Here is a 10,888-nt window from a genome sequence, read left to right on the forward strand (position 1 = left end):
TTCTTTGAAACACTCTTGTTACTGGTCCGTTTTTCATATATAAGTCATATCTGTTCCGCCTTTCACGCCTCTTTATATTTTTATCATACACAATGAAAATTTCTTTTTTCTTACCCATTTCTTACAAATTACTTACGTTCAAAATCGCTTTTATAATAGGGTAGAAGGAGCATCTGTGCCGGAAGGTTCAGTAAATATATTAATCAAAAAGAAACACAGAGGTTTTTTACTTCTGTGTTTCTTTTTTCCATCCTTTTAAATATTAAGAGTCGATTTACCCTTAACAGGATGAATTCTGGCTCTTTTCTAATGTAATTTTTCTTCTTGCAATACATCACAAATGACATTGTGCTGCATGAAACACTCCTAACGTTGTTAAAATCACTTGTTTTTAAGTCAAAATTTATTTAACTTAGGGCAGATACTCCATATCCATCAGCTTAAGAAAAATAAACGCCACCAAAACAAAAAAGCCCCAAATGTTTCTTGAAAATAAGTTGGGGCTTTTGAACCAGAAAAGTATATTTTTAACTATGAAAACTACAATGAATTTTTCCTTTTTTCCTACTTGCTAAATTCAGCAAGTAAAATATTTTTAAAAGGATTAGGGCTGTCAGTTCTACCCAAACTATTCCAATTGACGACCAACGTATGCTTGCCTCCAAGTTTACCTCCAACAAGAGTTGTAAACCCTAGAATGCCACCGGTGTGTCCCCATATCGAGACACCGCTTGGAAGCTTAGTTTCATAGATTCCAAGACCATATCCATCGATTCCTTCTTTTCCTGTAGGAACTGTAGTAAGCATTTGTTTTAGTTGCTGTTCCTTCAGTAATTTGCCACCGAGCAAGTAAGAGAAGAATTTGTTTAAGTCGTCAGCAGTAGAAATCATATCTCCAGCAGAGCTACCTGCACTTGGGTTATAATAAGTAACGTCTTTTAGCTCACTTGCTCCGTCTGGTTGGACATATCCACGGGCATGGTTAGTGCCTGGAATAACACTTGAATTGCCTGGTAGGAATGTATTCGACAATTCAAGTGGCTCAATAATCCGATTTTCAATCTCTTCCGCATAGCTGTTTCTGGTTACTTTTTCAATAAGAATGCCCAGTAATACGTATCCTGTGTTTGAATAAGACCAGCCATCTCCTGGGGCAAAGTCTGGAGGCAGAGAAACCCCCATCTTCACTAACTCTTCAGCCGTATACGATTTTTTTGTATCCGTAAAATCAGCGTCTTTTGACCTTGAGTATTCAGCGATACCACTTGTATGGTTCAATATCTGCCGGATAGTAATCTGGTTACCATCATATCCATTTCCTTGAATGACACCAGGCAACCAGTCTTCGATGTAGTCGTCTAGATTCAGGCGATTCTCTCCAGCTAATTGAAGTACAACTGTTGCGGTGAACGTCTTCGTCACACTCCCAATGCGAAAACGAAAATCTGTTTTCATTGGTTTTTTGGTGCTCAGATCCGCTATTCCAGCGGCATACCCCCACGTTTTTCCACCCTCAGAAGTTTTAGCAAGTATCCCCGGGTATCCAAGTTGCAATGTATCCCGCATTGCTTGCTTGACGGAAGTACGATCTCGTTGAGTATTTGTTTGTAACGAACTAGATACATTTTGAGTGGGCTCTGCTTTTACAATTGAGGCTGGTGTTGTATATAACAGGGAACTTCCAGCTATTAAAAGGGCCAGACTTGCACATGTAATTTGACTACGTATTTTCATAAGGCATTCCTCTCCTCTATTCATATTGTATAAGTGTTTGCTTACTGTTCCTTACTTCCTGACAAGACTTAGGGAAAGGCCCTGACGCATATAGATTAAAGCCCCAGTACAAAGGTATCTATCAATACCAACAATTTGAGCCAGTTAAATCTCCATCCCTTCTATAACAAAATTATTCAAAGGTATGAAAGCATATTATGTACCCTTAGTTATTGTTAGGATTAATACAACATGAGACATAGCTCCAACCCATATTTTACTTTATTTATCCATGATATGTATTGAGAAAGAATGTAAATTCGAATCCTTTCCGTACCCCAACTATTGATCGTTTTTTTCACCTATTATAAAATCAACAGAAAACTATTCATTTACGCAAATGTACATCAATATCAGCCTTGAATTTCAAAATACAAATTATTAATAAAACAAGTAAAGTAGCTATATTAAGAACATTGAAGATATAAAAAAAACAACAAGCCTGTCAGTATATCAGATATAAATCCTTCTCTGACATTTTTTAAATATTGATTAAATTTTTGAAGACAGCATAACTTTCTCTAGTATAAATATGATAATGCAAGCAAGAATCTCGTTTTACATATAGCAAACACGTTATAATGATTACTGAAATCTTGCCGGAATATAATAGGTGTGATAGATGAAAAAATGGAACTCATTAAACAAGAAACAAACTTAATATAAAAGATGCGTTTTCAGCAATAAAAATAGAAGTGGACCAAATCGCAAAATCTTTACAACATGGAGAAGAAGTACAGTTACTTGGTTTTTGAGGACATCCGAAGTCCAGGAACTTGTAGAGCGTAACGGTCGTAATCCAAAAACAGTAGAAGCGATGAAGATTCTCCCTTCAAAATTACCAGGTTTTAAAATCAGCTAAGAGCTTAAATATATGGTAAAGTAAAAAAGTATTTCCCTACATATTAAGAGAATACTTTTTTTAAAGGAACCTCAAAACTCACACATACCCTATACAGTAAAGGAAGTTTGGTACATGCAATTTTCTATAGACGCGATTCGTAATTTCCTCATACATGATATGGAATCCTATCGTGAAATGCTCCTACAAGAAAATGATTATGACAATATGAAATGGAGTTACACTACATTCATCGATATGAATAATTACCTAAATAAAACAAATATGGATCAAGAGGAAATTCAAGAGTTATTATCGGTGAGCCGTGAAGGGATTTCTTTTGGATCGGTAACAAAACGTGATATGCTCTTTATTCATTCTCTTACTAGTCCAAATCGATGTTTGGAACTAGTGGAAACCTATAAATTGATGGAACGAACAAACGAATACGTTCCCAATATGAAAGAAGAATTGCAATGGCTCAAAGATCGATGGGAAAAAGGGTTTTATATTTTTGTTAATCAATAAATATGTTGTATTTATAAAAGCGCTTACCATAGCAAATGTAGAAGAGTCAAAGAATATGAATATAGCTTAGAAAAAAGCAAATCTTCTTAAAAGGGAAGCTTGCTTTTTTCTTATTCCCCCTTTTCGAGGGGATGAGCAAAAACCACCCTTAATGAACTTTATAAATTATGTTTAGTACTTGTTAACAGCAAAAGGAAAAAAATAGGTGTTAAAGGATATTTATTTTATTGATATTTTAAAATCATATTGTTTTAGTGTGTTTATCTGTGAAGAATGGAGACTGGTTTTTATTTAATATCTTCCGAAATAAAAAAAGAGACCTACTAAATAGATCCCTTTTTTATTCTACATATAAGTTTCATTGCTTTTTGGTTTTGAAATTGTAAGGTATAAAATTGTATATAGCGTTTTCTTAACATTACTATCAATAGCTAATTCGTGGCTCTCAGGATTGCTTACTTTCTTAGCTCTATTATTCTGTTCTTTCGCTTAAAATTCCAATATCCCCATAACTTCTTTCGTAAATAGTTTAAAATCAGTTAAATGTTTTTCAATAATTTGACGAACAATATCTAAATTTACACTTTGATAATCATGAACAGCAATATTACGAAATCCCACCATCGCCTTTAACTTATTTGCTAGCTCTGCGCTAAGTAATCCTGCTGTAACCAATAAATCAAAAGCCTCTCGACTAGATTGGGGTAGTCCTAATTTTTTCCCAGCAACAATATGCATTGCTAAATCAATACTCGCTTCACAAGCTCTTTGTATATTCAATATTATTGAATCTTGCTTTGTGTAATCCTCCAAATTTTCAGGGTCATTTCCATATACATCTTGGATTCTTTTTATACAGCGCTCTATTGTGGAAATTTTATTTAAAATAACCTCATTCTTCATATATAGACCCTCTTTTCTTTATATCATCGAATACTATCTTGCGTTCCTCATTCAATTTTGAATACATTTTTAAAGTTTTCATTTCAAAAATGATTTTCCGTTCTTCATCAGAACAAAATATTGTCTTTCCTGTATGTATAATCTGAGCTTGAAAAACTGTAGAAGCTTCAGATAAATCAACTAAATCAACATCTCTATGAACAATGTTAGCTAACTCCTGTGCTAATAAAAAACGTTCATAGTTCCCTAAAGTTGTGTCACTTAAATAAGCTATATCAATATCACTGTCTTCCCGTTCTCTGTTCTCAGCCGTTGATCCAAATACAATTATCCAATAGGGATTCACCGTCTCTTGTAATTTTTCTATAATAGCTGTTATCATGCTTTGAAAAATCATTTAATTAATCCCCCTTATTATACTTGAATTTTATTATATCATAACCATTACGAAATCCATTAATCTACAACAATTACATAAACAAATTTAAACCTTCTTAGTACTTAAGCACCTCAAAATTACGTGCTTATCCCTGTAAAACACTGACAATAACTGTCAGTATTTTATATGTTAATTCACCTTTAATTTCTCTTTTACTTTTGTAGGGAGTTCATCTTTCTTAACCTCTTCCCAAGATTTCACACCTTTTTCCTCAGAGTAATATATAAGTAAAAATGCTTCTTTACGAAGATTTTTTAATGCTGTAAACTCCATTTCTTTTTCCTTACCGTCCTTATCAATTCCAGACAATTTATATTGGTAAGTCGTATCACCATTAACATTTTTCTCTTTTAATTGTTCGCCATTCTTAGTAATTTGAACATAATATTTATCTGTACCAAGTCGATTTAAGTTACACCCCGATAAAAACACAGTAAACATCACAAAAACACTAAACATAAGCATTATTCGTTTCATATTATTCACCTCATATTTCTTCTCACAAAAATTATATCCTAATCTTCTTACTACCAAAATCCATTAACATTACACTAACATTACATTTTCGTAATATAGGCTTTTCTTTTTTCAGATCCTCATCCTTTAATGGTTACTTAGGATTAGCTGAGTCTTTCTAATCCATTGGGACATTCAGCTCTTCCACCTTTTCATATACGTAAATGACCTCCGTTCCTCCTTCTACATACTTACCTTTGGCGTTTTTCGGCTTTTCTATCAACTTGTAGCCTGTAATCTCTTATTAAAGAAGGAATCGAAAAAAATGAAATTAAAAATGATATAGATGTTATGTCACTTGCTTCTTTCCTTTCTTCTTCAATGAAAGAAGCTATTATGGCTAGTCGAGTATGAAAAAATAATATACACCATCATTATTTTATAGAACAAATAAGACATCTTCTTAATTCATATTCTGCATAAAGAATGCAAAAGAAAACTCAAAAAAAGATTAGACTCTTTTTTTGAGCTCTTTTCTTTTCATAATGCAATTTATTATTTTAAATCTACGCAAATTCTATCCTTTAATGCAGGGTAGATTTATAGCCTGTGAAAATGTTATTTCATTTTTGAAGACCTCTTCACAAAATCCTTAATATCCTTTAATTTTTTTCCACTAATATTATCTTTGATGGTTGAATCTATTTCATTTTCAATATAAAAAGTTTTCTCTTTAACCTTTACCTCAAATTTATATTTATTTTTATTTTTATCCCAATCTATTAAATTGCTTTTTAGTTGCGCAATATCCCTTAAATCAAACTGAATCATAAAAGGTTCTAAAGCTGGATAAAAATGTTCAAGTTTACTATTCTCTTTTAAAAAAACTATATATGTGTCACCAGAATTAGGTTTTATATACAATGGATCTTTATTTTTCACTTTTTTTGTAAACACTTTCGTAGCACCTTTCAGAATTATTCCATTGTCATCAATAACTTCATTACTTTCCTCTAATACGAGGCTTTCTGAGTATCTATGATTTATTAAAATTTTATTCTCTACAGAGTCCCCTTTTAAAATTTCTTTGACATGAAAATTAAACAGATGGCCTTCGATATCTTCACCTTGAATCTCATATGATGAATTGTTTGCCATATTCCATTTAGAGTGTAAACCGTCATATTTACCTAGTACAATTACATCTGCTTCTTCCACCATTTCACTTAAATGATTTGTAGTTTTGAATGTTTTACTTAATACTATAGTTTCAGAATTCGATGAAACATTAGATACTTCTGCTATGTCTGTATTTGACCAAATTGTTTTACCAATAATAATTAAAAAAGTAAATATTAATAAACATAGACTCCATTTTATTACTTTATGTTTATACATTATAATAACGTCTCCTTAAAAGATATTTTATACCATTTTCTCAATATAAATATTCCGAATTTTTAAAAAATATTAATTCAAAACAAGATAATGATGCTATAATTCTCTTGTTAAAAATAATCTTTGGAGGGATAATATGAATTTTAGAAAAGGGGTTACTGCATTTTTATTAGGTAGTGTGTTTGTCTTTTCCAGCGTTGGAGTTTCAGAAGCTTATGTAAAAGAAGGATGGAAGCTACCTTCAAAATCAGCTACGTATAAGTGGGGAGACAGATTAGACGATGGCTCAAGTATCATTAAATCCGGTTGGCAAGCTGCAGATTCAGCCTGGTACACTGCTTCTCGTATTAACTTTACAGTTTCTTCTTCTTCTGTGAACAAATTAAACTCTTGGTTTGAAAGTTCCTCTACTTATTATGGAAGAATGAACACAACTTATAATACATCCACTAAAAAAGTAACGAAATTCGCTGGTGATATTAATGCAGGGAATACAAATATTACAAACTCTAATGTTGCTAAAAGTACAGCAGTACATGAGTTTGGTCATGCAATAGGAATAGGTCACAACAGTGGCACTTCAATTATGAACAGCAATCGTAATCGTACTACTATGCATGTCCCTCAAACTGACGATAAGAATGGTGTAAATGCAATCTATTAACAGAAAAAGGAGATGATTTCTTAATGTTAAGTAAAAAAGCAAAAACTATAGTAATTGCAATTCCTTTGGCTGCAGTGATTGGTTTTGGAGGATATTCAGCATATAATAGTCACTTCTCCAATGTTGCTGGCGAAGATAAGAATGCTGAAACTGTCATTCTCAGTAAAGATTTCCCTGCTACAAGTGATTTAAATCAAATGATTAATGAAGCCGATCTAGTTGTAATTGGTGAATATGAAGGGCTTGGCTCTAAGTGGAATATGGCACGTAATCCAAGTAATCCATCGGAAGAGGATACAGAAAATTATGTTGAAGGACATCTATATAATTTCAATATTTCCAAAACAATTAAAGGTGTGACTGAAAATAAACAAATAAAAATCAATCATCGTTTTGCTGAAACTGTTAAGCTTGAAGATTCTAATGCAGTTGTTGCACCAGATGGCACAGTTACAAAACAAGCTACTAAGGTAACTACTAAAGAGGTTCAAAATAAGGATCCTTTATATATCGAACCTAAAGTTAATAAAAAATATATGATGTTTTTGAAGAAAGATCAATTATTTGGAAACTACTACGGAGCAATTGAACCATTTGCAATTACTTTTGATGAAAATAACAAAGCTGACCTTCAAACAAACATAGAAACTATTAATGAAAGTAAGATGTCTTCCAAGGCAGAAATTGCAGGTAAAACAATTGTATTGAAAAATGAAATACATGAAACTATTACTGACAATATTAGCGGTAAGACCCTTAATGAATTAAAAGATCAAGTAAAACAAAATGTTAAGTAATAAACATAACTTTTAATAATTTATCCTAACTCATACGATAGTAAAAATTAATTTATTAAAATTGTCAAAAATTAAATACAAATTATCTTGAACTACCCCTACTTTCACATCGTTTAGAATTTTGGGATGAATGTCAGGAAATAATAAAAAAAGAAAGAGCTTATCTTTAAACAATCCTTAACAGGTTCTGGTGCAAAAACTTTGAAGTAGATGAAAATGGTCTATCAAACTTGGAAATACTGATAGTACTACTCTATAAAAGGTGTGTGATCAGTATGTCCTAGATTTAGAGATTACTTGCAATTGCCCTGAAGTTATTGCACCAGAACCCAAAATCGTATCATCAAAAAATTGAAGAAAATGTTAATAAGACTTTGTCGGGCTTAGCATGGTGAAAAACGAACTATAGTATTGGTTCGTTTTTTATTATGCACTTTTGCATACAGGATTATTTTCTCTTGTAAATAGGTAATAATAGTATATAATAAAAATAATGTTTTACCAATAAAAGGTAAAATGGAAGGTAGGATAAGTAAATAACCAAAACGTATTAACAGATTTATTCTATGTAAATCATGATACATATATGGAATCAAAACTATGAAATTTTATGTAGAGATTAGATTACAACAAGATAAAAGATTAATAGCGAATACACTCGAGGAAAAAAAGCGTTCGATTAGATTAATGTTATAAAACTACTTAATGTGATATCTATCGAACGAATTGAGAATATACTTAGGGGGAATTTCAAGTGAAAACATTTGGTAAAGTATTATTAACAGGAGCTTTAGCTTTAGGCGGTTTCACGGTTATGAACATTAGCACACTTGAAGCACACGCTGACGGAGCAAGCGAATACTGTCGTTATATCTGTGGTCCTAGCGAAACGGTGAATGGTTTCACGATTCAATTACACGCTACGGAATACAGCTTCGGACAAAATATGATTGCAAAAATGACAAATGACAGAGCTGAAGATTTGCGTTATCGTGTAACTATTGAAAAGAAATGGGCGAGTGGTTGGGATTACTATGACAGTGATTTCCGTTTTGGTTCTGAATTACCAGCTGGCACAAATGAAGAGTTATATACTACCACTGGCTGGGGTGGAGATCTTTCAGAAAATGGAACATATCGTTACAAAGTTGAAATTACAAATGCTGACGGTTCTGTAGATACAATTTATACAGCAGCAATGACGCTTACAGGACGATAGCTCATGACTGAGCTCCATTATTTATGATTGGATTTTTGATAATATCATTGATAATTGCGGTGATATTATTATTAAAATAAGCTCTTCGGAGCTTATTTTTTTATATAAATATACTTTTCTACTCGTGCTTTTTGTTCCTTCTAAAACTGTTCCTCTTGTTCTTTTTTTCTACATATTTCATTCCAATATATCCCCCTGCTATAATACAAATAATGGCTAATATAATTACCAATTTCTTTTTAATTTGGAATATACTTTTATTTAAATATAATCAAAATATTGGTTTATTGTGGAAGAGCGAGTTTACAGATGATATGTTTATAATTGTGACAGAAAAGATGTGTTCCTATGAAAGACTTCTAATGTAACGGTTAGGCTCAAATAAAACAGGGGGATTAAGATGTTAACAAACAAGTACTTAGACGATTTATTCGAAGAATTAAAAATAGAAGGTGAAACTTACTTTTACTATTTCTACTCCTATGTAACACCATCAGCATCAGAGTATTTTACATACGGTCTTGGAGCATTGGCAGACCTTGAGCATTTAATCATATGTTTTACCGATAAAAGACTTATGGTATTAGAAATATCAATGAGTGGTAAGTTCACTGGTAATATAAAGTGTATAGACATGAAGGATATAGAAAGTGTAAAAGTTAAGAAAGGTTTGTTTAGGACTAAGATAACTGTCACTTCAACAGGTAACAGGGGAGATATTGTAATTAAAGCAAATAGTTTTACAATAGGCTTATCGAATCAGAAGAAAAACCTAATAAAATTAGAAAAGAAGTATAGTTAAAGATAAGAGTCAAATAGGTTTTTATTTGAAGAAGGCTTACGCCTACTGATATTCATCTCCCACCTAAAATTGGTGTTTCACACCTTTATATTTTTGAGGAAGGAGTCTTCTGTCAGAAACCGAAAAAAATGAGATACTCCCATTTTTTTCGGTTTTGGAGTATTTCGTTTTCATTAGCTTGATAGTAATGTTTCCGTATCCCCTAAAAATAGAAAAAGAAGATTGAGACACCTCATCTTCTTTTCAGGCAGAGTTAGAGAAAGCATTCTATTGGGTAAAATGCTTTCTCTAAGAACTAGCTCTGCAAAAATCGTTGTATTTCTATTTCTGGTAATCCTGTAAGCTTTGCAATATCTTCTACAGACACACCATTTTTATGCATGCCTCGAATGAGTTGCATCTTTCCTTGCTCAACACCTTGTTCAATTCCCTTTTTAATTCCCTTTTTAATTCCCTTTTTAATTCCTTGTTGTTCTGCATGAGCAAATTTTGCTGCCTCATCCATTAAGGCCTTTTCTCTTGCTTCATATGCTTGACGGAAAGAAGAATCTTGACTCATACGTTCCCATTTATTCATTGCTTTTTGTAAAATCGGATCTCGGTTCATGGCAATATCCTCCAATGTTTGAGTGAGATGTTCATCTTCATTCGCAGGTAATAATAATAACCAACGAACAAATGAATCTTCCCACGGATTGACTTTCTCTTCGCGCCATTGCTGCATTAACTTTGGAATCTCTACTATATGAACTTCTATATCATCACTTAATAGCTTTTGTTGTTCCTGATTCCAAAGGATGCCTGTTGTATGAAATGCTTCATATTCAGGAAACATCACAAAGTTTAACAGGTTAATTGTAATCGTTTTATGAAGTGAACTATATGGCATGCCCTTTTGCAATTGAGAAGTGTACAACCTTCCCCAATAATACAAACTGCGTTTAATCATATCATGATTGTTATTCAGGTCGGGTAAGTCGGAGTCCTCACGGACTCTTTCTCCCCTAAGAACCGGACTTGTCCGTTTCCAAACATCCGGCTCAAGCCTTCTTTTTATTCCAAACAGCT

At 32.5% G+C, this 10,888-nt stretch carries 13 protein-coding genes and 2 pseudogenes; 7 read left to right on the plus strand and 8 right to left on the minus strand.

Translation table 11 applies throughout. The annotated features are described in order from the left end of the window. Positions 1-564: 564 nt before the first annotated feature. The gene (locus CQ058_RS27025; protein WP_002193498.1) at positions 565-1,734 is read right to left on the minus strand and encodes a serine hydrolase domain-containing protein; all 1,170 of its coding nucleotides are present in this window, start codon (positions 1,732-1,734) and stop codon (positions 565-567) included. A gap of 790 nt (positions 1,735-2,524) precedes the next feature. On the opposite strand from CQ058_RS27025, the gene CQ058_RS32940 reads away from it, so the two are divergent. Further along, entirely contained in the window at positions 2,525-2,635 is a 111-nt protein-coding gene (locus CQ058_RS32940) for an HU family DNA-binding protein (RefSeq protein WP_197228058.1), read from the plus strand. 114 nt (positions 2,636-2,749) lie between these two features. Then, a complete protein-coding gene (locus CQ058_RS27035; protein ID WP_002191683.1) occupies positions 2,750-3,142 on the plus strand; it encodes a hypothetical protein in 393 nt (130 codons plus the stop codon). A gap of 489 nt (positions 3,143-3,631) precedes the next feature. Here the strand turns inward: CQ058_RS27035 and hepT are convergent, their stop codons facing one another. From hepT to CQ058_RS32945, 4 genes are all read right to left on the minus strand, one after another. After that, positions 3,632-4,045, minus strand: coding sequence for a type VII toxin-antitoxin system HepT family RNase toxin (hepT, locus tag CQ058_RS27040; protein ID WP_000787545.1), 414 nt, complete (start codon positions 4,043-4,045; stop codon positions 3,632-3,634). Next, entirely contained in the window at positions 4,035-4,442 is a 408-nt protein-coding gene (gene mntA, locus CQ058_RS27045; RefSeq protein ID WP_000577221.1) for a type VII toxin-antitoxin system MntA family adenylyltransferase antitoxin, read from the minus strand. The genes hepT and mntA overlap by 11 nt, the downstream gene beginning before the upstream one ends. Positions 4,443-4,613: 171 nt before the next feature. Then, a complete protein-coding gene (locus tag CQ058_RS27050) occupies positions 4,614-4,961 on the minus strand; it encodes a YxeA family protein (RefSeq protein WP_002193499.1) in 348 nt (115 codons plus the stop codon). Positions 4,962-5,118: 157 nt separating this feature from the next. Then, the gene (locus CQ058_RS32945; protein WP_113710309.1) at positions 5,119-5,223 is read right to left on the minus strand and encodes a hypothetical protein; all 105 of its coding nucleotides are present in this window, start codon (positions 5,221-5,223) and stop codon (positions 5,119-5,121) included. 14 nt (positions 5,224-5,237) lie between these two features. On the opposite strand from CQ058_RS32945, the pseudogene CQ058_RS27055 reads away from it, so the two are divergent. After that, positions 5,238-5,423 (plus strand): annotated as a pseudogene (locus tag CQ058_RS27055) (TetR family transcriptional regulator C-terminal domain-containing protein); the annotation flags it as partial. Between the two features lie 135 nt (positions 5,424-5,558). Here CQ058_RS27055 and CQ058_RS27060 read toward each other — a convergent pair. Beyond that, positions 5,559-6,338 (minus strand): hypothetical protein, encoded by a 780-nt coding sequence (locus CQ058_RS27060; protein WP_002191681.1) that lies wholly within the window; start codon positions 6,336-6,338, stop codon positions 5,559-5,561. Positions 6,339-6,474: 136 nt separating this feature from the next. Here CQ058_RS27060 and CQ058_RS27065 point away from each other — a divergent pair, with 136 nt between their 5' ends. The 3 genes from CQ058_RS27065 to CQ058_RS27075 all read left to right on the plus strand — a co-directional run bounded on the left by CQ058_RS27065 (position 6,475) and on the right by CQ058_RS27075 (position 9,018). Next, entirely contained in the window at positions 6,475-7,002 is a 528-nt protein-coding gene (locus CQ058_RS27065) for a matrixin family metalloprotease (RefSeq protein ID WP_002191680.1), read from the plus strand. Positions 7,003-7,025: 23 nt separating this feature from the next. Next, on the plus strand, positions 7,026-7,799 hold the full coding sequence (locus CQ058_RS27070; protein WP_105590070.1) for a cardiolipin synthase: 774 nt from the start codon (positions 7,026-7,028) through the stop codon (positions 7,797-7,799). A 754-nt stretch (positions 7,800-8,553) separates the two neighbouring features. Further along, positions 8,554-9,018 carry a hypothetical protein gene (locus tag CQ058_RS27075; RefSeq protein ID WP_002191677.1) on the plus strand — a complete coding sequence of 155 codons (465 nt, stop codon included), beginning with the start codon at positions 8,554-8,556 and terminating at the stop codon, positions 9,016-9,018. A 107-nt stretch (positions 9,019-9,125) separates the two neighbouring features. Here CQ058_RS27075 and CQ058_RS33085 read toward each other — a convergent pair. After that, positions 9,126-9,262: pseudogene (locus CQ058_RS33085) on the minus strand (DUF1433 domain-containing protein); the annotation flags it as partial. Between the two features lie 156 nt (positions 9,263-9,418). Here CQ058_RS33085 and CQ058_RS27080 point away from each other — a divergent pair. Further along, positions 9,419-9,820, plus strand: a complete 402-nt coding sequence (locus tag CQ058_RS27080; protein WP_002191675.1) for a PH domain-containing protein — start codon at positions 9,419-9,421, stop codon at positions 9,818-9,820. Positions 9,821-10,115: 295 nt separating this feature from the next. On the opposite strand, the gene CQ058_RS27085 is transcribed toward CQ058_RS27080, so the two are convergent. After that, positions 10,116-10,888 (minus strand): Rpn family recombination-promoting nuclease/putative transposase (locus CQ058_RS27085; RefSeq protein ID WP_483861163.1); only part of this gene is annotated, 773 nt, incomplete at its 5' end.

Origin of the sequence: Bacillus sp. MYb56 (assembly GCF_002976445.1) — a bacterium.
Classification (GTDB): domain Bacteria; phylum Bacillota; class Bacilli; order Bacillales; family Bacillaceae_G; genus Bacillus_A; species Bacillus_A mycoides.